The following is a 21,897-nucleotide window of genomic DNA, read 5'->3' as shown; positions in this document are numbered from 1 at the left end:
GTTCGCTGAGCTCGCAGCCTGACTCCCGAGCAATTGCTGAAACTGCTCGGCGGGCTCAAAACTTTGCAACAGAACCCACACGGAATCCCTGCCTCTAAGAATTCTGACTGCACGAGAGCAATGCGCTTCATGGCGCTAAAATCACTTGGCCTTGGTTGATCACAGAACAGGCTGAAATTGGGAGGCGTGACAAGAGATATTCCGAGGCAAACAAGCTCACGGAGTAGCTCTCGGCGCTTTTCGCGACCCAAACTCCACCACGGTTCCACCCACTTGTCCTGTTCAATTCCGGTCACAATAACCTTTGTTCCTGGATAGAACCTCAATGCCTCTGCGAGTTCCGCATAGCTATGGTAGCGTAGCTGTCCTGATTTGAGCTGGACTATTTCTCGAAGTTTGACAGCGACGATTTCAGACGAGACATTCGATCTTCGAATTTTTCTGTGGGCAAGAAGTGGTGCGGTTCCAGCAAGTGATTGCTGTTTAATGGGTTTCGTTCTTGGTACGTTTGCCAAGTCAAAACCCGCGATCTCTCGCGTCTGGGCAACAAACTCAGGATTGTTTCGACAGACGGTCTGGCAACCCTCCTTTCCGCCGCAGCAATGCATGTAACAATGCCCGCCAAGTTGCGTCGCAATACCACCGCATCTTTCGAAGTCCGCACAATCGTTACAGAAGATACTTATCTCCCATCTGTCCGGGTCGTGTGTTAGCTTTTTGATTGAAGGAAGTTCTAGCTTTCTGGCACCAAATCCGTTCATCAACACAGATTCACCTCGACAGTCCCCGAAAGCGGATTCACCTTTGATATGTTCGCCTCGGCGATGCCACTGTTACTCACTATGTGCGACACCACGTCGGGCGGGGGGGTTTCAACGCGAAAAACAGTGTCTGATCCTTGGGTTCCGAGTAACGTCGTACCATCCATTTCAATATTGACCGTGTCGCCAGCACAGAGATCCGCGTTTTGCTTTGGTTCGGCGACGAACTGCCTCGGGCAAGCCTCAGGTGTTTCATCAAAAAGGTCGGCTGTCGAAACTTCTTTCATCGCGTTGTCGACGTGTTTCGTGAAGGTCTTTTGTGCTCTTTTTTGAAGGTTCGTGCCCATTTATCACCATGCAGGACGATAGGTTTTCGCCCGCCCCTTTGTAATTTCCATAAGTACGCCGCGCTCTACCAACGACTTAAGTCGATTGTTCCAGGCAGTAGGTTTTTCTAATTCTTCTTGCGCGCCATATGTGACGGCTAAGCTTCCCGCGTCGGCCTCACCTTCCTTTGCAACGAACTCGAAAGTACGAGCATGCTTCGGATCAAGGTCGCCAAACAAACGAGGGCATGAAATGGTTCCGGCGGCATTACAGTTGCAAAGAATGACAGCGTCGCGCTTTGCTTCAGTTAAGACAGCGAACTCCTCTTCAACTTCCGGCATGACATTTGCAAAAACCGGATACCAATTGGAACTCCGAGCACGCATGTGATCCTTCAAAGCGAAGACGCTTTCGCGAAGAAAGCTTGCGGTAGCCAATTCAACTTCTACGAAATCCACCAGCAAGACTGACGGAGTTGGCGGAGCCACCTTGCAGTCATCGAGGAGTTTCATGAACACCTGTTGACCCAAGGTCGCTCCTGCAAGCACACCGTCTACGGCATATTGTTGCATTCCTAACTTCACGACTCATCCTTCTCACTGATGTCAGTGAGATAAATGATTGATCCGCGATTGTCAAGCTATCGCCCAGACGATGCGCACCATGCCGCGTTCGCAACAAGGCACCCTGTTCGCTTAGTTCATTGAGACATGTTGTGGTTGACTCCTGCCCGGCTCGTACGACATCTTGTATCCGCGCTTCAGAGCATAAGGCAGCGCCTGGCGTCTTGTTTCACGTCTGCCATATATAACCGGCACTGGGTCGAGCAGCCCGGGGAAGGCCGAGGCAACTTTACGCCGGAGAGTGTAATGCCAGACATTAATCCGAAAAGCACGCCTGCGGGCGATCAAGATCATTTGTTAGAAGTCTACGAAAAGGAAGTCGAAGTCGAATACCGCGACGAACGATATAGAGTCCGAGATAACGGTGCAGTGTACCGCTTGAACCAATATCGTCAGCGTGCTCGACCTTTAGATAAAAAGTGGACATTTGGCCGACAGAATCAAACCACCGGTTACCACCTTATCGCTGGAGTGCAGGTCCATCGAATTGTCTGTTCGGCCTTTCATGGTCGGCCACCGACAGATCAGCATGTAGTCGATCATATCGACACGAACCGTGCCAATAACCGGCCGGAGAATTTGCGGTGGCTCACACGGTTGGAGAATGCCCTGCTAAACGAGATAACCGCCAGAAGAATAGAACTGGTCTATGGGTCAATCGAAGCCTTTCTCACCGACCCGGGGGCGATTCAGAGCGATAAGGTGTTCCCGGATGTGTCTTGGATGCGAACCGTAACGAAGGAAGAAGCCGAACGAACAAAGTCGCGCTTCCAGGAATGGGCTCAGAGCGGATCGGTCCCAAGTGGCGGTGCTGTTGGCGAATGGCTGTATGGCACACGCGAACGAGCTGATTTCGAACCGGAGCCGGAGGAATACGAGTCTCTGGCGCCATCGGTTGTGCAGGTCAAATGGCGAGTTCCGACGGAGTTTCCGGAATGCCCCAAAGCGGTGTCAGAGGACGCTCTCACGCAATACGCTATCAACCTAGATTTTGGTAAGGTGTTCGCCAGAAATGACATCTACCAGAGTTTGGTTGTCCAACGTTCACTCACAGACGACGCCTTGGTTGTCTTGACCCATAACCCCGGTTCGGATGCAATTAAGCACTGGGCGGTGGCCCACGTAACCATTCGCGGGGAGCTTTTCTACCATCGCAGCGAATACCAGTTCTTCACATTGCAGGGTGCGCTCAAACACTTCTGCGAACTTACTGGCGACGATTACAACGATTGCATGGATGATTACTGCTAATCAGTCACAACATAAACGCGCGGGCCGCTTTAGCCCGCGCCGGTTGGGGCTCAACCCCGGCGTCCGTTTAGACGCTGTGTGGCCCGCTCAGGCCTAATCAGTCAAATCCAACATATCGGCGGAACCAAATGGCTACGCGCAATATATGCCTATTTGCGCCCGCGACTCACTTGCAACATGGGGTGGAAATGTGCGAACTTCATAGCAACAATTGAGAGCCTCGCGAGGGCAATAATGAGCGTTCGCGCAGACATAACTTATTCGATGCACAAATGGAGCGATCAGTCGCAAAACAGCGCTTTGCATAACGCGGAAAAAACCTCCCGTTCGACCAAAGATCGTTTGTACGCGTTCTTGGCGCTTGGTGCGATCAAAGGTGTTGGTTCTAAAACCCTGAATTCGATAAAAAATAACGGACGTACTTTTCACGAGGTCTTAGAGACAGATAATACCGACGAAGCCTTGGGCTATCTTCGACATCATGGCGCGCGAATTTCTGGCCAATCTGGTTCTAGCTGGCAGGAAGTCCGTGATAAGGCGTTAACCCGAGCCAGGTCCTTGTTAGACACGTTTTCTCGGGATGACATTACCGTTTTGTTCTCGGATGATGATCAGTTTCCTCGGTCGCTTTTTTGTTTATCTAGTCCACCTCCTTGGCTGTTTGTACAAGGTTCGGTGGACGTCCTTTCCCAGCCATCTATGACCGTCGTTGGGACCAGAGAGCCTTCAGATGGTGGCATGTGGTTGTGCCAATACGTAGGGTACTGTCTAAAGGCTTGGGGTGTGCCTACTGTGAGTGGCTTAGCCGATGGCATTGACCAGACTATCCACGAGGCATCGCTGCGAGAAGGCGTACCAACAATCGCGTTTCTTGGAACGGGTATTTTGAATGACTATCCGCGTGGTTCAGAGTTCCTCCGCAAACAAATAATCGAAGCCGGAGGAGCCGTCGTCTCGGAATATTTGCCGAGCGAAAGCTATAGCAAATCAAGTTTTGTGCAAAGAAACAGATTGCAAGCAGCTTTGGGTAAAGTTCTGGTGCCGGTAGAATGGGCACCGCGTAGCGGGACCGCACATACAGTCCGTTTCGCACGCGATCTAAGGCGCCCAATTGCAGGATTGACTTTACCAAGCTGGGACAAAACAAAAGTTCGTTTTCCTGATCAAGAAGGCTATATTTTCACGCTTCCCGATGAAGGCGAAGCTTTCAAGGATTTTGTCGCTCAATGCCTAGAAGCCGAATATTACGTGCCCGAATCTCAAAAGCCTCAGATGGAGCTTTTTGAGGAATAATGGCAGGACTAAAGGGTGTAATCTTCTCGCTGAGAGGAGTGCTTGTTCAAAGGCAGTTCAACACGCCATTGTTTGAGCGGACTGTGCAATTAATTTCGTTTTTGCAATCCAGAGGAATCAAGACCGTATTTGCTTCGAATAGTCATTGGGTCTTACAGCCGAGCGAGAAACCATTTGAGGAGTTGATTAACGAACGTCTTGGGGAACAAACGTTCTACTATGGTGGCCAAAACATGGACTACAAGCCGAGAGCTAAAGCGATCCAAGACATCTTGGCTGCCGAAGGTTGGCAGCACAACGAAGTAGTCTACGTCGGAAACACTACCGATGACATGAAGACTGCGAACAACGGAAGGGTTCTGTTCCTAAATGCACTTTGGCACGGAGAAGAAAACCCATATGGCTTTCAATTTGCGTCACCGGAGGATGTGGGGCGCTTTTTAGACTGTTTATGCTTGCGGCTCACGGATTGGTTTTGGGCCATCGAGGACAATGATCTTCGCGCGTATGCCTTAGGTCCGTATTCCACGTTGTCAGCACGTTACAAGGCGGCATTTGACTACAGCCAAGGAGCAAAAGATACAGCTAAATTTGGCATCGATGATGACGAGTTTTGGGGACGCTTGCTTGCGGCTCGAGTATATTTGTCAGGCCTAGTCGACGAAATTGACTACGTTACATGTTACCCCGGACATTCAATAACTTCAGGGCCGCCACAAGTTGAAAGTGCATTGAGCATTCTCGCAGGCACTGTTCGAAAAAAGTTTCTGCCTGATCTGATCCAACGGCATACAACCGCGACCAAATCTCAAACTGCCCGCACGGCAAATGTTGCCGTAGATGTGGTTAACCAATTGAATACTATCAAACTGAACCGAAAACCGCGGAAAGGTATCGGCAAGGAGCCATATAAGAACCCGGTGTCGCTACGAGGGAAAACTGTGCTCGTGGTGGATGATTTTTGTACGTCTGGGAATTCATTTGAGGGAGCAAGAGCCTATTTCCAAGCGGCAGGTGCTAAAATGATTGGATTAGCTTGGCTAAAAACCATTAACAGCAACTACAATGCCATTTACGGTGGCACGCCCGTCGCAGATCCTTACAATGCAACAGGTGGCTTTTCTGGGGTTCCAACAACTTCTTATTCTTATGCAAACTCAATCAAGAGTCACATGGCTATGTACGACTTGGCGAAGACTTATGAGGATTATCAAAACTGGGGTTTGGGGGTTTAATTCTAAGGTCCGCAAGCTGAACTCGATGAGGCCTACGTTACTGTGCATTTCCGAATACGAAAAACTCAATTGTGAACGTCGGCTTTGCGCTTGCAGCGAATGTCTCCTCTGAGGGGCCGCACCGCGGCGACGGTGACTATGGTTGAACGGCGGTTTAGGGCCGTCTCCATCTGAACCAGTCGGACCTATCGAGCAGATGCTGCGTTTGCCTCTATGGCGGCAGTGAGCCCGATTTGATCGATGCCGCACTCTGCACGAAGGTCAGCTTTTCAAGACTTAGAGTTGCTCTAACTCGCTACCCAAACCGTTGTGTGACAAAATACGCTAGTGCAATCGCCGACGTCGCGCGCAGGCGTAGCGCCGCTTCAACACACTGAGGAAACACTGTTGGCATTCAGTTTTTTGGTGCCAATTTGGTTTGAATGACGAACTGAGTGACCGGATCAACGTCTTCGTTTTCGAGCAAGTTTGCGAACTGGCTGTCCAGACGTTTCTCATTCCAATCGCGCATGGCAATCGCAATCTCCAAAGCCGACGAGTGATCCTGTTCCAACTCGCGGGAAAAAATCCTGATGATCTGATTTCTGAGGGCAGGTGACACTGTACCGGAGTCAGCCAAGGCGCGAATGAGAGATCGTTTATGGTCCTGTTTGAGATTTGCTGACCCTAACGCGGCGTCGACAACCATGATCGCGTCTGACCCATCGACAGATATCCCAGCCAGAGCCCAATCATACCCATATCCCGAGCCTTGAAGAACCGACCCGGGATAACGTGATCGGACAATTTTTCTGGCTTTGTCATCATCGACCTGCAGGCCCAGCAATCGGATCGCGATCGGGACAAAGCTCATGCGAGTAAGACTGTCGAACTCGCGCAACAACGCGTCTGCCGCAACTGTGTTACGCAACGTCTGGATGCTTGCGTAAGGTGCACGGTCGATTTCTATTAGGGCAGTATCTCTTAGCACCCGATCTTGGTGCGAAAGGTATCGGGCAAAAAACGCAACGTGCGCATTGGATGCCGTAGTGTGGCCCTGCCACAGCTCGGCTTCGGCCCAAAGCGCAACCAGGAATTTTTCGCGCTCAGGGGTCAGCGTGAATATCCTTGTCCACTTCCGAGACAAGCCGCGTCCGGCACCATCCTTGGCAACGGTTCCGTAGGTCAGCAGAACTGTCATTTCGGGGTCAGCGCGGAAAGCAGCGCGGGTTGTGCTGTCGATCAAGAAAGGAATTTCAGGAAATCTCTCCAGATCGTCTAGTGCGCCTTTAATGATTTGACGCGGGACAAATTTGAATGGGTTGTCTTGCGCCGGTCCTGCCATGACGATGACGTCGGCCGTGATCAAGTGGTCCGCAAATGAGGCCTCGGGCAGCGTGATGCAAACTTGGCATGCCAAAGCCGAACGCGGGCCGAATAGCCCAAAACAGAAGATCGAAAAAACGATGAAAACCCAAGAAAAGGGCAGGGGCATCTTTCTCCAAAACTGGTTACGATTTTGACAAAGACCAGTACCCATCAATCTACTCCTCAACCACGCGCCGCAACCCGTCCAGATCGATCAAGACGGTACGACCATATTCAAGGCGTATCAGACCCTCGCCTGCCATTTCTCCCAAATACACCGAGATCTTGGACAGCGCTATATTCGACAAATCCGCAAGTTCCTGCTGGCTGGCAACAACGGTGTCTGTCGGTTCAGCGCCCTGCAAAACGCCACGCCATCCGCCCAATCGCAAAAGCGCGGCAGCGATGCGTTTTCGGGTGTTTCGCTGTGCAAGGTCGTTGGCCGCGGACATGGCCAGCAGTTGGTTCATCGTACTGAGGCGGGCAAATGCCTCCCACAGATCAGGGCGAGCATTTGCCAGTGGCCGAAACCGGGAATACGCGATCCTGACCAATCTGACGTCGCCTGCGGCCTTCATCTCCACCAAACCGTCAACGTCAAGCAATAACTCTGATTCACCAAACCAGGCACCGGGGTGGTGGATGTGACCCAGAACCGGCTCCATTTCGGTCAGGGCGAGGCGAACCTGAACCTTTCCAGAGACGGTGCCGTAGAGAAAGTTTTGCGGGCCACCAATTGCGTAAATCGTTTCCTTGTCCTTGTACACGGCGATTTCCGAAATCTGTTTAAGCTGTTCCAGGCTGTCTTCCGAAACACCTTGGAGCCAGGCAGAGGAGAAAACAGGAAAAAGCTGAACCTCGGATTTCTTCATCTCAATTACCCCGTATGGGAAAGTATTTGGCAAACCGTTCTGTTAGCCTTGCTTAATAACGTCCGCGTTACAATATCGTAATTACCTGATAATAAACAATATTATGGGGACATTAGAGATGCATTCCGCTCAGAATTCTCGTGGGCTTCTATTCTCGACTTCTGCGATCAGTTGCGTTGCTGTAACTTGCATTGCAGGCATAATAGCACATTCGGCTATGGCGCAGGATGCGCCCAATGTTGCGCCAGATAGAGCGGAGTATTCCCCTTACCCGGAACAGAGTTTTCCCAATCAGGTCTTCTTTGGCGACACCCACCTGCACACGTCCTATTCTTGGGATGCCGGGCTGGTTTTTAACAAACTGTCGCCCGCGGACGCCTATAAGTTCGCCAAGGGCGAAACGGTGGTTGCGTCCACTGGGATTCCCGCCAGATTGCAGAGACCACTCGACTGGTTGGTGGTATCCGATCATTCCGACGGTCTTGGCATCGCGCCGCTGCTGACACGCGCTGATCCGACATTGTTGGAAGACCCCCTGGGCGCAGAACTTTACGAACTGGTCAGTCAGAAGACGATTGAGAGCACCCAGGCTGCGTACAACCTTTGGCTCGGCCGCGCGTATGAAGGCACGAACCATCTGGCTTCGGATCAAAATGTCCCCAAGGTTCCGTGGGAAGAGATCGTCGATGCTGCCGAAGACGCCAATGTGCCCGGCAGATTTACGGCCTTCATCGGGTATGAGTGGAGTTCCGCGCCGGACGGCAACAACCTGCACCGTGTCATCGTTTATCGGGATGGCAAGGAAGAGGCGAATACCCGTATCCCGCTGTCCAATGAGCTCAGCAATGATCCCGAGGCGCTGTGGGACTGGATGGAGGAATACCAGTCGGAAACCGGTGGCCAGCTTCTGGCCATCCCACATAATGGAAACCTGTCCAACGGGTTGATGTTCGACGATAAACGGTTCTCTGGAGAGCCCCTGTCTGCCGGATATGCCGAGCGTCGGCAGCGTCTGGAGCCTCTTTATGAAGTAACTCAAATGAAAGGGGACGGAGAAACCCATCCCGCGCTTTCCCCGAATGACGCGTTTGCCGATTTCGAGACATGGGACAAAGGCAGTTTCGGGACCGAGGTCAAAACCCCCGAAATGCTGCCCCGTGAATATGCGCGCTCCGCCTATCGTTTGGGTCTCCAACATCAGGCCGCGCTTGGCGCGAACCCGTTTAAGTTTGGGATGATCGGGTCCACGGATGCGCACACGTCTCTGTCCACTTCGCGGGAAGAGAACTTCTTTGGCAAGATCACGGCTCTTGAGCCTTCGGCCCATGAGATGCGGTTTAACGAGGCCATCACCGGCCGGCTTGGCGATGAGGCCAACCAGATCAAAGCATGGGAAACCTCGGCCTCGGGCCTCGCCGCTGTCTGGGCTCGTGAAAACACGCGCGAAGCGATCTTTGACGCGATGATGCGGCGCGAGGTTTTTGCAACGACCGGGACGCGGATGCGGGTCCGTGTCTTTGCGGGATATGATTTTGAGGAAACTGATCTGCCGCGTTCGGACTTTGACGTTTATGGCTATGAAAACGGAGTTCCGATGGGTGCGGATTTAGTCGCCTCGGGCGATGATCGTGCGCCGCGTTTTTTGGTGCGGGCCCTGCGTGATCCAGATGGGGCTAATCTGGACCGCATCCAGATCGTCAAAGGTTGGATGAATGCTGACGGCACAACCACCGAGCGGGTGTTCGACATTGCCTGCGGCGGGCGCGAGTTGGTTGACGGGGACTGCGATGGTCCTGTCGGTGATACGGTGGATCAGGAAACGGCCACCTGGACCAACGATATCGGTCAGGCCATTCTTGCAGGCTTCTGGGAAGACCCGGATTTCGATCTCGCGCAATCGGCGTTCTATTACGTTCGCGTGCTTGAGATTCCATCGCCGCGCTGGACGACCTTTGACGCCAAGTTCTTTGGGACCGAACTGCCCGAGGGTGCTCCGGTTTCGATCCAGGAACGCGCCTACACTTCGCCCATCTGGTACACGCCATCCTGAGGAATTCACCATGTATTTGAAAGTACTAACTATATCGGCCATGGCGGTGTCTTCTGCGGCCTTCGCTCAGGATGCGCCGCCGTGGAATCCGGGCGACCGTGAGTATTCACCTTATCCTCAACAGGATTTTCCCAATCAGGTGCTGTTTGGCGATACCCATCTGCACACCTCCTACTCGCCGGATGCGGGCATGATCGGAAACAACCTGGGTCCCGCCGAGGCGTTCAAATTCGCCAAAGGAGAAGAGGTGGTGTCTTCGATGGGTGTACCTGTTCGTCTCGTGCGCCCTTTGGACTGGCTTGTGATTTCGGACCACGCTGAGGGACTTGGCGTAGCACCGATGCTGAAACGAGACGACCCTGCTGTTCTGGATACCGAATTTGGTCGGACTTTGCATGGGTATGTCCAGGATGGATCTGCCGAGGCCGCCGGAGAAGCGTGGAACCTTTGGGCCGGGTCCCGGTTCGAAGGCAAGAATCCATATTCGAACAACCCTGAATTTTCCCGAGGGCCTTGGGAAGAAACCATTGATGCGGCCGATGCCGCAAATGAGCCGGGACTTTTTTCTGCGATCATTGGGTTCGAATGGTCATCGACACCAAACGGCAACAATATGCACCGCGTGGTTGTCTACAGGGATGGCAAGGATGTCGCTAACAGCCGCGTTCCGCTTTCGTCAGACTCAGGAGTAAACCCTGAAGCTCTGTGGGACTGGATGGAGGCTCTGGAGGTGGAAACCGGTGGGCGCGTTTTGGCAATTCCGCACAACGGCAATCTTTCTAACGGGCTGATGTTCGATGACACCCGGTATGACTCGGATGAACCCATCGACAAAGCCTATGCCGAGCGTCGGGCCCGATGGGAACCGTTGTACGAGGTCACCCAGATGAAGGGGGATGGCGAAGCGCATCCAATGCTTTCACCAGATGATCCATTTGCTGATTTTGAGACTTGGGATACGGCCAACTTTGGAGCTGATGCCAAAACGCCCGAGATGTTGCCGAATGAGTATGTACGTCCGGCGTTGCGACGCGGTTTGGCTTATGAAGCGCAGTTGGGTGCGAACCCATTCAAATTCGGCATGATTGGATCAACTGACGCACACACGTCACTGCCGACAACGCGCGAAGACAATTTTTTTGGCAAAGTGGCCCAGCTTGAGCCAACGGCTGACCCGGTCCGCTTTGAAGAGACCATCGCCGGAAGGCTGGGCGCTCCTGAAAACGCAATTAAGGCCTGGCAAACCTCAGCGTCTGGATTGGCCGCCGTATGGGCGCGCGAGAATACGCGCGAAGCCATATTTGATGCGATGCAGCGCAAAGAAGTCTATGCAACTTCGGGCACGCGCATCCGCGTACGTGTATTTGCGGGTTACGATTTTGAAGAATCTGACCTGCCTCGGTCAGACTTCGCGGCGCATGGCTACGCCAATGGCGTACCTATGGGGGGTGATCTGGGTAAGAGCGAAAGTCGCGCGCCGCGATTCCTTGTGCGGGCCTTGCGTGACCCGGACGGGGCCAATTTAGACCGCGTTCAGATCATCAAGGGTTGGCTGAACGCAGATGGGACCACATCCGAGAAAGTCTATGACGTCTCTTGCGGAGGCCGCGAAGTGATTGAAGGCATCTGCGACGGTTCGGTCGGCAATACCGTCAATGCCAGAGAAGCCACTTATACCAACGATATCGGTCAGGCCATATTGGGTGGCTTTTGGGAAGACCCGGATTTCGATCCAATGCAAAGTGCGTTCTACTATGTTCGGGTTTTGGAAATTCCAACCCCGCGCTGGACGACCTATGACCGCAAGTTCTTTGGCGTCGAACTCCCGGAAAGTGCGCCCGAGTCAATTCAGGATCGGGCCTATACATCGCCCATCTGGTACACGCCGTGATCCGACAGAGCAAACAGCGCGGCAAACGCGTCAAGAAGTTAGAACGAGGTGACAAATGAAGATGTTTTTGCGCGAGATGTGCTCAGCGATGGGTGCTACGGCCATTGCTGCGCTTATAGTTCTGCCGGTAAAACCAGCGATTGCGGTTGAAGGAGGGTTGGGCGCCTATTTTCTGGGAACCAGAGATACGTTTGCCGGTTTCGTGCCCGAGCCAGGAACTTACACAAGCCTGACATTCGACCATCTGGACGGCAGCGTGGACGGCGTTTCGCTTGCAGGGCTTCCGATTGCAGCAGACGCAGACCTCGAGCTCAATCTCTGGCGACTGGGTGTAACTCAGGTTTTCGACGCGCAGCTATTTGGCGGGACCCCTGCCATAAACCTCACTGTTCCATTTCCTGTTGCTGAACTCACGTTCACAGCGATCCGCCCTCCTCTGCAGGGCGCTATGATCGACGACACGCTCTCCAGCTTCGGGGACATCAGCCTGACCGGTTTGGTGGGTTGGCACCGCGGTAATCTGCATTACAGTACGGGCTTGACCGTTTATGCCCCGACTGGCGAATACAATACCGCATCTATTAACATTCAGCAGCGCAGCGTCCAAGTATTGAATGCAGGCAAGAATGTCTGGTCTTTCCAGCCCTTCTTTGCCGCGACCTGGTTCGTTCCGGAACGTGGTTTTGAGGTTTCAGGCGCGGCCAGCCTGTTGTTCAGCGAAGAAAACGATGCGACCGATTATCAGACTGCTCCTGCATTTCAATTAGAAGGAGCCGTTGTGCAACGCTTCCGCTCGGGCTGGGGGGTTGGCCTTGCCGGGTACACTTACCATCAGCTTGAAGATGACAGTGGTGCAGGCGCCGAGCTCACCCGGATCGCCCTGGGGACCAGCAGCCTGCGGGCTCAGGTCAGCGGTATTGGCCCGCTTGTCACCTATGATGGCGGAACTTTGCTGGGAGCCGACGCCTCCCTAAAGCTCAAATATACGCATGAGTTTGCAGCAAAACGGCGGTTCGAAAGCGATATCCTGTCGGCCGTGATCTCTCTGTCTTTCTGAAATTGAAATCACGGTGTTAAACGTGTCAAAGAAAATTTACCTGTCGTGTTTGGTGGCTGTTCTTTTGGTCCCTTCAGGTGTTCAGGCGCAGGACAATTCGGAATCGCTGCAATCGGCTGCCAATGACCCGACTGCTTCGATCATGTCATTCCAGCTTCAGGGATTTCATTCGTTCAATCTGCACAACTCGCCCGAAGACAGCAGTCTGTTGCAATTTCGCGCCGCGATCCCGTTCACGCTGGGACAAACCAACCACATTGCGCGGCTTACGCTGCCTTATGTGACGGACAGTGCCACCGGGCAGTCGGGACTGAGTGACACCACACTGTTTGACCTTGTGACGTTTGATCGACAATGGGGTCGTTTCGGTGTGGGTGCCGTAGCCCTGTTACCAACAGGTGAGGACGGGCTGAGTGCGGAGAAATGGGCATTGGGTCCAGCGGCCGGTTTTGCAAAGCAGGAAAAGTGGGGGCTTTGGGGCCTATTCAACCAGAACTTGTTCACTATTGCCGGGGATGACGACCGGCCCGATGTCAACTTGTCTACGGCCCAGCCTGTCTTCAACTACAACCTCGGCAATGGTTGGTCGGCAGGGACATCCGAGATGGTTTTTGTCTACGACTGGGAGACCAGCGATTTCAGCAGCATTCCATTGGGGGTCAAGGTGTCCAAGCTCGTCAAAGGCCGAGGTCTGCCGTGGCAGTGGTCCTTGTCCTACGAACACAACTTTGACGATGATGCGATCTCGGCGGCCGACACCGTCAGCTTTACGCTGAAACTATTGGTACCGAAGGGTGGTTGAAGAATTGGATAATGATCTGATGAACGTGAGTCGGCGAACGACGAATCCTCCACGAATGGTGGAGCAACAGATGCATCGCCAAAGTTTATTCCGCCGGATCGTCAAGGAGCCGTTTGTCCATTTCGCGGTTCTCAGTATAGCGATCTTCTGCTGGTTCAAGCTGGCGCAGCCTGCAGAATGGGATGCGGGACCAGATATGCGGGTAATCGTTGTCGACCAACAGCAGGTTGATTTTCTGACCAGCCAGTTCGAAGACACTTGGCGGCGTCTTCCGGATGCTGATGAGTTGGGACAGCTCAAAGATGACTGGCTGAACCGCGAAGTTCTGGTCCGTGAAGCGATGGCGCTGGGGCTGGATGGCCATGATGAAATCATCCGCAACCGGCTGGTTCAGAAGATGAAGTTTCTTTTGGCTTCTCAGGCGCGTGCTGCGCGCCCGGATGACGCGGTATTGCAAACCTATCTGTCGGAAAATTCCGAAAGGTTTTCGACCCCGGCCCGTGTTGCTGTCAGTCTTGTGTATCTGGGGCAGAGCCCGACCGATACGTTCGTGGCGGATACCCAAAAACGTTTGGCCGAAGGGGCAGATCATCGTCAGCTGGGGCAGGCGTCGCTGCTTCCTTCCGGGTTCGACTTGAGCGTCCGCACCTCAGTCGACGGAAATTTCGGATCTGGTTTCTTTGAACGGGTGCAGCAGTTGCCGTTGGGGGATTGGAGCGGACCCGTTCAGTCGTCCTTCGGACCGCATCTGGTGAGATTGGACAACAAATGGGAGGCGACTCTGCCGCCGTTAGGTGCGATCCGTGATCGCGTGCTGGCGGATTGGCAGGAAGAACAGACCCAAAAGGCAACGCAAACATTCGTCGACAATCTGCGATCTACCTACACAGTACATGAACGCGTTGAAGCGGTGCTGTCTGCGGGTGAATCATGAGGCATCTGTTGCCTCTACTTGCGGTGTTGGCGGCGCTTCTGGTGCCCGCCTTTTCCCATGCCCATGCATTGGAGCCCGGTTATCTGGAGATCTCGCAGGAAACCGATACTGACTGGCATGTCTTTTGGCGCAAACCCGATGTGCAGGGCTCGCCGATGGATGTCGACGTAACGCTGCCGGACACCTGTACAGCGTCTACTTTTGAGGCCGCCGTTTTTGACGGTCGCGCTTGGACACAGATTTGGCGCACGACCTGTACCGAGGATTTGCGAGGAAACACGATCCTGATCGAAGGACTCGATGCGCAACGCACGGACGTGTTGCTGCGGGTTGGCTATCTCGACACGGCGAATATGGCGACCTTCCGTCTGACCCCGGGCGCGCCTTCGGTGACATTGCCGGCGCAGCAGGGTTTGCTCCAAACTCTGTGGCAATACGGCGTTCTGGGGTTCGAGCACATTCTGGAGGGTTGGGACCACTTGTTGTTCGTCTTTGCTCTATTGGTATTGATCCGCAATCTGCGCCAGCTCATCTGGTCGGTGACCGCCTTTACCCTCGCGCATTCGATCACGCTGGGCTTGGCCACTTTTGGCGTGTTGAACGTACCGGGCCCGCCCGTTGAGGCTATAATCGCGCTGTCGATCGTCTTTCTCGCGACCGAAGTACTGCGCTCTGACGACAAACCCAAGACGCTGGCCAGTCGCTTTCCCTGGGTGATTTCCTTTGGATTTGGCCTGTTGCACGGTCTGGGCTTTGCCGGTGCACTGGCCGAGATCGGCCTCCCAGAACAGGACATCCCGGCAGCCTTGCTGGCCTTCAATCTTGGAGTCGAGGCGGGGCAGCTGGCGTTCATCTTTGCCGTACTGGGTGCGTTCCTGACGGTCAGGAAAGTGGCGCAAGCGGTTTGGGGCTGGTCTTTGGCGCAATGCCCGTCGCGCCAAATCCTTGGATATCCGATCGGATGCATTGCCGCGTTCTGGTTGGCCGAGCGGCTGGCTGGGTTTTGATCAAAAAGAAGGAAGGGAAAATGATGAAAGCACTTGGAAGCATGACGCTGCTCGCCGTGGTCGCGCTTGCTGGCTGTGATGTGGTGGACCCGGATTGCACACCGGAAAAGGCCGCGAAACGTCAGGTCCAACAGGCGACTATCGGCGTCAGCAACCGGTGTACACCGGCTGAGACTGCACGCGATACCGCAGGGATCGACGGTTGAAGAATTCGGAAGCGCCAAAGTCCTGAGCGCAATTTGAGTGGTGGCGAAGTGACACCCGATATCGTCCATTAGGATCGGCGGTCACTGCTTCAGACTTTGGAACTCCGGATCGGTTCCCCGTTCAAACCTCGTAGATCGGGGAGCCGTCAGAAGTTAGTTTAAAACTCCCGAATGGGTTGGCGGCCACATGCGCTGGAAAGGACGACGCACAAGCAAAAACATCGACGACCGACGCCACACATCACGTGGGGCGTCTCGTGCCGGTATGGGCGGCACCGGATTGATTGTGGTCCTGGTGATCGGCCTGTTTTTTGGTGTAGATATCACGCCGTTTCTGAGTGGCGGGGGTCAGGTTGCTCCTCCGCAAGCAAATGCGCCTGTTCAGATTAACGATGAAACAGAGGAGTTTGTGGCCGTCGTCCTTGCAGACACCGAAGTTATATGGGGTGAAGTATTCAGAGACTCGGGCATTCAATACACGCCGCCGGTGTTGGTCCTGTTTGCAGACCGGACCCATTCAGCCTGCGGGCGAGCCATGTCCGCGACCGGCCCGTTCTATTGCCCGGTTGATCAGCGCGTTTATCTGGACACGTCCTTCTTTCAGGTCATGGAGCAACGACTGGGCGCGCGCGGTGATTTTGCCAAAGCCTATGTCATTGCCCATGAGGTGGCCCATCATGTGCAACACAGCCTGGGGATTTTAAATCAGGTGAACCGAGCCAAACGACAGTCCAGCCAAGCGGATGCGAATGCCCTGTCTGTTCGTGTCGAACTTCAGGCGGATTGCTATTCCGGTGTCTGGGCACGGGCCATGGATCAACGCTTTGGGGTGCTGGAACCCGGTGACATCGAAGAAGCGCTCAACACGGCTGCTGCCATCGGGGATGACGCACTGCAACGCGCTCAACAAGGCGTGGTGGTCCCAGACAGCTTTACCCACGGCACCAGCGAACAGAGGCAAAACTGGTTTTACAGGGGCTACAAATCCGGAAACCCCAATAGCTGCGACACCTTCGCGGCAAGACAACTCTGACCTTCAAAGGAAACGAATGAAATCCAGACTGATAGCAGCTGTCTGCACGACATTGGCGCCTGCATTGGGATCAGTTGCAGCGCTGTCTATTTCCGGCGCGCTGGAAAGGACAACCTGATCGCACGCGGTTGGATCGTGGAAGAGACGGGCCTTATCACCGCGGATGGCTTCCCGCTGCGATGATCAAGGCAACAAGGTTTGAGTCCTGCCAAAAGCGCCCTTGGGTTATTCAAACAAAGACCCCCGGATATGGTCCCCACCACTCATCTGATTGTGGAGGTACTCGTTCCAGTAAGGCGTCCATGACACCAGCGCCTTTCCGGTTCCTTCAAACAACCGCAGCCGGGTTTGGCCGGAAATCAGGTTCCGGGGAAACCGCGCCGACCGGACAGACCGAAACCGCAGCCCTGATGTGCGGCCCAGAACGAGGCGACCCTGCACCTTGAGTTCTCCATCTGTCACCGAAATCTCCTCCACCGGACCCGGCGCGTTGATCGCTACTTTGCCGGCACCGCGCAATGTTGTTTTCCAGGCGATCAGGCCATCACCGGCCCACCAACTGGCCAGCATCGGGTCGCGATGCAGGCCAAGCTTTACCGATCCTTCACTCGCCCAGTACTCGCCGGGTTCCAGAATCCATTTCTCGTCAGGATGAACGTCGAACACGTGAAACCCGGCAAGCGATGGCTGCAAATGGATCGTTCCGGTCCCGCTGTAATATGGCCTGATCCGGGATTCACGGGCGAAGATGTTGCGAAAGATATCGCCCACCCCGGGCAATCTGGGTGTAAAGGATATGTCACCGCGAAAGTTTGACAACGCGCCCCGGGCGGCTTGAACCGTCTCCTCATCCAGATGCATGCGCAACTGGCGCATCCCCTCAACATTTGTAACGTCGAATCTGGCCATATCAGAACCTTTCGCCCGGGGGTTCATCCCAGACCATCAGGCGACTCCAGAGAAGCCTGAAGGGTTCAGGTTGCAGCGCCGCGCCACCGCGTAAGGGTCGATCAAGCGTCACGATGACGAACAGGATCACACCCAGAAAAACCGCCGTGATGCTACCAAGGACAAGGTGCTGCCGGATCCTGATCCGAAACATGGTCATCAACAGGATACTGATCACGGCACCTACCAGAACAGCCTGCCAAAGCACGTCGGGAATGGCGGTTCCAACACCGGCCAGTCTCAGCTGCCGTGCATCGGAAAAGTCCTGAAAGGATGACACAACTTCGGTGTGAACGATTTGCTCAGCCCCGGTCTCGGGGGAATACTCGGCCAGCTTGCGGCGAATGGCTTCTGCGCGATTGTATCCACCGTTCAGAATCTCACCCTCTTGGTGGGCCGGCCACTCGCTATGGATGGTGTAGAGGACATAGTCCCGCATGATCAGCTTCACTTCGCTGCGGTAAGGTTCGGCATAGACGTTCAGCTGCGCATAAAGCGATCCGAGGGATGTTGCCTCAAGCAGAATGCTTTCTTTGGTACGTTCGGAATTCTGGTAAGCCGCGACCGTCAATAGACCCAGCAAAAGGCCGTAAAACAAGCTGAATCCGGACGTCACATAGTTTATTGATGAGTTGAAATCGGGCCCCGTTCCGAGAAGAATACGAAGAATGGGTTTGACGATAAACAACCCGACTACAACCGCAGCAAGAGCGATCAAAACAAACCATATAGCCAAGCTTTGGGTCGGGATGTCATAAATGAAATCAGGCATATCTCTGCCACTTGTTAATACCTTAGAAACAGTACGATTGGTTGGAACAATGACAAAACGATTATTCGGCGTTTTCCTGGGTATTTCCCTTTTTTTTCCCGGATTTTTGACCGCTCAGGAGGTCAAGGTCTTCAGCATTGGATCAGGGAATGTTGCGGGCAATTATTTCCCTGTTGCCAGTGCGATCTGCGATGCCTTCAACGCGCGCGACGACTCGTTGCGAAGATGCAGTCCAGAGCCTACTCCGGGCAGCGTTTACAACCTGAAAATGATGCAATCGGGTGAGCTGGATTTTGCGATCGCACAGTCCGACTGGCAGCAGGCTGCGTTCGAAGGCACGACCCTTTTCGCAAAAGATGGGGCAATGGACGACCTACGCGTCGTCACCCCCTTGTTCAAAGAGGCGGTAACGATCCTGGCAGCCCCAAACTCAGGTATCCGAACAATTCGTGATTTGCGCGGCAAAGCTGTTGACATCGGGCGATCTGCATCCGGTAGGAACGCGTCTATTCGAAGTTTCCTTGACCAAATGGGGCTCGGGCTGGATTTGTTTGGCACGACCTACGAACTGGAGCCGTCCAATGCACTGCAAGAGCTTTGCGAGGGGCGCATTGATGCGAGTATCTTTGTGATGGGGCACCCCAATCAACTGATCCAACAGGCATTAGACAGGTGTGAGGCGACAATAGTATCTGTCGCGGGCCCCAGCATTACAGAGTTCCTCAACCAAAACCCGGTATACCAAGCGGCCGAGATTGACATGGAACCTTATGGACAACCGGGTCGACAGATCACTACGATTTCCGTCGTCGCCGCTCTTGTGGCACGCGATGGGGTTGAAATCAGCCTTGTCGCCGATCTGGCGGATGCGATCGAAGATGCACATCAGAAACTGACCGCTGATCTTCCTGTATTGGACGTAGCCATTTTAAAAAATCCAGAGGTTCTGAACATGCCTGTACCTGATCATCCGGGGGTTTCTTTGGTTCAGAACTAAGTTGTTGGAGTCGCAGCATTTCAGCTTCGGCACCCGGTACTGCGGCGAGTACATTTAACAAGTATGAGGCACCTGTATTTTTATGAGCAAATCGAAATGTTTCGGATGCCTGATGACTGCGATCATAGCGGTCATCTGCGCATTTTCGGTGCCGAGCGCGAATGCAGGCAATGACGAGGAAAAACTGGTGTTTGAGATTGCCGCCGATAGAGTGCCGTGCGTCGGAGTTGCGCCCATGCGGTGTCTGGTGATCAATGGCGATTTTTTCTATGAGAGCATAGTCGGATACAGGCATATCGATGGACAGGCCGCGAAAATTTGCGTTTTGCTCACCAAGAGACCCGAGCCAATACCCGCCGATCTCGGAGCGTTCGTATTCACGCGCGTACCCTGCGAAGATTGAAGCGCTCATGGTAGCATTGGTCCTTCGCATCGCAACCAGTCGTGATCGATGGGCTGTACCACTTTCGGAAGTTCAGTTTGGCCATGAACGGTTCCAAGCTAACAACCATCCCAAAACTTGACGCTGCAATTGCCACCCGAAGACGGGTAGCTCGCTGCGCTTCCAAAATCTCGCACCGCGAGAGCGAGGGTTTTCTGCCTCAGCAATAGTGGCAAGAGACAAAGGCGGCTTCGTACCGAACTCCTGACCCTCAACTGCTTTGAGTTTCGCGTTTGCGGCGAATGGCGGCAATGCGGGCTGCGGCTGCAGCATCCTTTGACCAGGTTCAAGGTCGGCTCTGGGCCGCCTTTTCGTAGCGGAAGTGCTCCGCAAACCCATATGCTGCAACTGATCTTATAACAGCAAGGAGCCCTCAGCAGACTCGGGTGCTTTGTCATGTGTAAGGCAGTGAAAGGCGACACCGAGCCCTAGGGTCAGGACCCATTGATTTCTGCGGGGTTGCGTGATTCACGGTTCGAAAAACGAGCGGTGAACATGTCTGATCTGTTTTGGCTGACCGACGCCCAGATGGCGCGTCTTGAGCCCTTTTTCCCAAAGCCTCATGGCAAACCCCGCGTCGATGACCGGCGGGTGTTGAGCGGGATAGTCTTCATTAATCGCAATGGTTTGCGCTGGCGCGATGCGCCGAAGGAATACGGCCCGCATAAGACGCTCTACAACCGCTGGAAACGTTGGAGCGACAAGGGCATCTTCGCCCGGATGATGGCCGGATTGGCCGCTGAGCACGGCGAAGATAAGACCGTGATGATAGATGCGACCTACCTGAAGGCGCACCGCACAGCGACCAGTTTGGGCGTCAAAAAGGGGGGCGTGGACGCCTGATCGGTCGGACCAAGGGCGGCATGAACACGAAGCTGCACGCTATCTGCGACAGCAAGGGACGCCCACTCAACTTGTTTGTGACGGCTGGGCAGGTCAGCGATTACATCGGCGCACGGGCATTGTTGAGCAGCCTGCCAGATGTCGAATGGCTGCTTGGGGATCGCGGATATGACGCTGATTGGTTCCGGGAAGCATTGAAAGACAAAGGGATACGCGCGTGCATCCCAGGCCGGAAGCAGCGGAAGAAAGCGGTGAAGTACGACAAGCGTCGCTACAAACGTCGCAATCGGATCGAGATCATGTTCGGAAGGCTGAAAGATTGGCGGCGAGTGGCAACCCGATACGACAGGTGCCCAAAGGTCTTCCTCTCAGCCATCGCACTGGCGGCTACCGTCATCTATTGGCTATGAGTCCTGACCCTAGCACGCGCAGCATTGGAATGCGATTGGTCCGCAGTGCAATTCGCGCTTGCCCGTGCAGGGTCTGTTTTTACTGTAGGCAGGGGCCCCGGCTTGGCCGTCGCAGCCGAAGCTGCATTGAAGCTCAAGGAAACCTGCCGCATTCATGCCGAGGTGTTCTCTTCGGCAGAGGTCTTACATGGTCCTGTGGTCTTGGCAGAGCGTAAGTTTGCGGCGCTGGTCTTTGACCCGAGCGACCAATCTGCCTCGTCCGCACGTTCCACGGCCGACAGCATTCGCAAGAAGGGCGCAGATACATTTCTGATCTCCAGTGATGACTCCGCTGACCTTGCAGTACCGGATACAGACAACGCATTCCTCACGCCCCTCATCCAGATCCTGGCTTTCTACAAGCTCGTTGAGCGGCTGGCGCTTGAATTGGGTGAAAATGCCGATGCGCCTGAGGGACTAAACAAGGTCACGACAACAATCTGATCAAGCGATGTTTCGCAACCAACGACCTTGAATAACTCGCATTTTCGATGCGAGGTACAGAGATATGGAAACCGACATCAAAGATTCTTTGGCAGCGTTCCATTACGTCGGTCAACACGCAGATCCCATTTCTTTGGGGTAATTACACCTGGCAATGAAGGAGATTGCGCCTGAGCGCGGTCATTTCTGCGAATGGCGGCTTTGTGGGCTGACCGCAGCATCTCGGTTGGCTGCTGGATGTCCTGTGTGGATGGCTCCTGCATTGCAAGCGTTTTTTGCGGTTGCGATGGTCTGTCAGTACAGTCGTGTGTCC

Annotated in this window: 23 protein-coding genes; 15 read left to right on the top strand and 8 right to left on the bottom strand. The window is 54.1% G+C overall.

Features of this window, described 5'->3' with window-relative positions; translation table 11 throughout:
* From AC2FEE_RS24515 to AC2FEE_RS24505, 3 genes are all read right to left on the bottom strand, one after another.
* Positions 1–761: hypothetical protein (locus AC2FEE_RS24515; protein ID WP_496868045.1), on the bottom strand; the 761-nt coding region annotated here is incomplete at its 3' end.
* Positions 761–1,108: a hypothetical protein gene (locus tag AC2FEE_RS24510; protein ID WP_108862339.1), complete on the bottom strand. Its 348-nt coding sequence runs from the start codon at positions 1,106–1,108 to the stop codon at positions 761–763. The genes AC2FEE_RS24515 and AC2FEE_RS24510, both read right to left, overlap by 1 nt.
* 3 nt (positions 1,109–1,111) lie before the next feature.
* The gene (locus tag AC2FEE_RS24505; protein ID WP_496868044.1) at positions 1,112–1,660 is read right to left on the bottom strand and encodes a hypothetical protein; all 549 of its coding nucleotides are present in this window, start codon (positions 1,658–1,660) and stop codon (positions 1,112–1,114) included.
* 297 nt (positions 1,661–1,957) lie between these two features.
* Between AC2FEE_RS24505 and AC2FEE_RS24500 the strand changes: the two genes are divergently transcribed.
* The 3 genes from AC2FEE_RS24500 to AC2FEE_RS24490 all read left to right on the top strand — a co-directional run bounded on the left by AC2FEE_RS24500 (position 1,958) and on the right by AC2FEE_RS24490 (position 5,490).
* Positions 1,958–2,962, top strand: coding sequence for an HNH endonuclease signature motif containing protein (locus AC2FEE_RS24500; RefSeq protein ID WP_496868043.1), 1,005 nt, complete (start codon positions 1,958–1,960; stop codon positions 2,960–2,962).
* 234 nt (positions 2,963–3,196) lie between these two features.
* Positions 3,197–4,255, top strand: coding sequence for a DNA-processing protein DprA (locus tag AC2FEE_RS24495; protein WP_496868042.1), 1,059 nt, complete (start codon positions 3,197–3,199; stop codon positions 4,253–4,255).
* Positions 4,255–5,490 carry a phosphoribosyltransferase family protein gene (locus AC2FEE_RS24490; protein WP_496868041.1) on the top strand — a complete coding sequence of 412 codons (1,236 nt, stop codon included), beginning with the start codon at positions 4,255–4,257 and terminating at the stop codon, positions 5,488–5,490. The genes AC2FEE_RS24495 and AC2FEE_RS24490 overlap by 1 nt, the downstream gene beginning before the upstream one ends.
* Before the next feature lie 394 nt (positions 5,491–5,884).
* Here AC2FEE_RS24490 and AC2FEE_RS24485 read toward each other — a convergent pair whose 3' ends face one another.
* Both AC2FEE_RS24485 and AC2FEE_RS24480 read right to left on the bottom strand, forming a co-directional pair.
* Entirely contained in the window at positions 5,885–6,964 is a 1,080-nt protein-coding gene (locus AC2FEE_RS24485; protein ID WP_496868040.1) for a hypothetical protein, read from the bottom strand.
* A gap of 49 nt (positions 6,965–7,013) precedes the next feature.
* Positions 7,014–7,709 carry a Crp/Fnr family transcriptional regulator gene (locus tag AC2FEE_RS24480; protein ID WP_496868039.1) on the bottom strand — a complete coding sequence of 232 codons (696 nt, stop codon included), beginning with the start codon at positions 7,707–7,709 and terminating at the stop codon, positions 7,014–7,016.
* Positions 7,710–7,926: 217 nt separating this feature from the next.
* Between AC2FEE_RS24480 and AC2FEE_RS24475 the strand changes: the two genes are divergently transcribed.
* The 8 genes from AC2FEE_RS24475 (at position 7,927) to ypfJ (ending at position 16,689) form a co-directional block, all read left to right on the top strand.
* Positions 7,927–9,759, top strand: coding sequence for a DUF3604 domain-containing protein (locus AC2FEE_RS24475; RefSeq protein ID WP_496868038.1), 1,833 nt, complete (start codon positions 7,927–7,929; stop codon positions 9,757–9,759).
* Between the two features lie 10 nt (positions 9,760–9,769).
* The gene (locus tag AC2FEE_RS24470; protein ID WP_496868037.1) at positions 9,770–11,650 is read left to right on the top strand and encodes a DUF3604 domain-containing protein; all 1,881 of its coding nucleotides are present in this window, start codon (positions 9,770–9,772) and stop codon (positions 11,648–11,650) included.
* 157 nt (positions 11,651–11,807) lie between these two features.
* Positions 11,808–12,707 carry a SphA family protein gene (locus AC2FEE_RS24465; protein WP_496868036.1) on the top strand — a complete coding sequence of 300 codons (900 nt, stop codon included), beginning with the start codon at positions 11,808–11,810 and terminating at the stop codon, positions 12,705–12,707.
* A 22-nt stretch (positions 12,708–12,729) separates the two neighbouring features.
* Positions 12,730–13,509 carry a hypothetical protein gene (locus AC2FEE_RS24460; RefSeq protein ID WP_496868035.1) on the top strand — a complete coding sequence of 260 codons (780 nt, stop codon included), beginning with the start codon at positions 12,730–12,732 and terminating at the stop codon, positions 13,507–13,509.
* 70 nt (positions 13,510–13,579) lie between these two features.
* Positions 13,580–14,443, top strand: coding sequence for a peptidyl-prolyl cis-trans isomerase (locus tag AC2FEE_RS24455; protein ID WP_496868034.1), 864 nt, complete (start codon positions 13,580–13,582; stop codon positions 14,441–14,443).
* Between the two features lie 8 nt (positions 14,444–14,451).
* Positions 14,452–15,450, top strand: a complete 999-nt coding sequence (locus AC2FEE_RS24450; protein ID WP_496868033.1) for a HupE/UreJ family protein — start codon at positions 14,452–14,454, stop codon at positions 15,448–15,450.
* A 20-nt stretch (positions 15,451–15,470) separates the two neighbouring features.
* On the top strand, positions 15,471–15,656 hold the full coding sequence (locus tag AC2FEE_RS24445) for a hypothetical protein (protein WP_496868032.1): 186 nt from the start codon (positions 15,471–15,473) through the stop codon (positions 15,654–15,656).
* Positions 15,657–15,843: 187 nt separating this feature from the next.
* On the top strand, positions 15,844–16,689 hold the full coding sequence (gene ypfJ, locus AC2FEE_RS24440; protein WP_496868031.1) for a KPN_02809 family neutral zinc metallopeptidase: 846 nt from the start codon (positions 15,844–15,846) through the stop codon (positions 16,687–16,689).
* Between the two features lie 225 nt (positions 16,690–16,914).
* On the opposite strand, the gene AC2FEE_RS24435 is transcribed toward ypfJ, so the two are convergent.
* Both AC2FEE_RS24435 and AC2FEE_RS24430 read right to left on the bottom strand, forming a co-directional pair.
* A complete protein-coding gene (locus AC2FEE_RS24435) occupies positions 16,915–17,598 on the bottom strand; it encodes an AIM24 family protein (RefSeq protein WP_496737749.1) in 684 nt (227 codons plus the stop codon).
* A gap of 1 nt (position 17,599) precedes the next feature.
* Complete coding sequence (locus tag AC2FEE_RS24430) at positions 17,600–18,409, bottom strand: bestrophin-like domain (protein WP_496737748.1); 810 nt, start codon at positions 18,407–18,409, stop codon at positions 17,600–17,602.
* Here AC2FEE_RS24430 and AC2FEE_RS24425 point away from each other — a divergent pair.
* The 4 genes from AC2FEE_RS24425 (at position 18,396) to AC2FEE_RS24410 (ending at position 21,584) form a co-directional block, all read left to right on the top strand.
* Positions 18,396–19,406 carry a TAXI family TRAP transporter solute-binding subunit gene (locus AC2FEE_RS24425; protein ID WP_496868030.1) on the top strand — a complete coding sequence of 337 codons (1,011 nt, stop codon included), beginning with the start codon at positions 18,396–18,398 and terminating at the stop codon, positions 19,404–19,406. The genes AC2FEE_RS24430 and AC2FEE_RS24425 overlap by 14 nt on opposite strands.
* A gap of 82 nt (positions 19,407–19,488) precedes the next feature.
* Positions 19,489–19,809 carry a DUF4377 domain-containing protein gene (locus AC2FEE_RS24420; protein WP_496868029.1) on the top strand — a complete coding sequence of 107 codons (321 nt, stop codon included), beginning with the start codon at positions 19,489–19,491 and terminating at the stop codon, positions 19,807–19,809.
* A gap of 534 nt (positions 19,810–20,343) precedes the next feature.
* Positions 20,344–21,101 (top strand): IS5 family transposase gene (locus AC2FEE_RS24415; RefSeq protein ID WP_496868028.1). Its coding sequence is split into 2 segments (ribosomal slippage): positions 20,344–20,665 and positions 20,665–21,101, totalling 759 coding nucleotides; the frame shifts between segments, so codons are not numbered across the junction.
* A 45-nt stretch (positions 21,102–21,146) separates the two neighbouring features.
* Positions 21,147–21,584 (top strand): SIS domain-containing protein, encoded by a 438-nt coding sequence (locus AC2FEE_RS24410; RefSeq protein WP_496868027.1) that lies wholly within the window; start codon positions 21,147–21,149, stop codon positions 21,582–21,584.
* Positions 21,585–21,661: 77 nt separating this feature from the next.
* Here AC2FEE_RS24410 and AC2FEE_RS24405 read toward each other — a convergent pair.
* Positions 21,662–21,897 (bottom strand): hypothetical protein (locus AC2FEE_RS24405; protein WP_496868026.1); only part of this gene is annotated, 236 nt, incomplete at its 5' end.

It is taken from the genome of Ruegeria sp. YTSC199 (assembly GCF_059609725.1).
The sequence above is the reverse complement of the archived record's forward strand: the minus strand, read 5'-3'. Positions and strand labels throughout refer to the sequence as shown.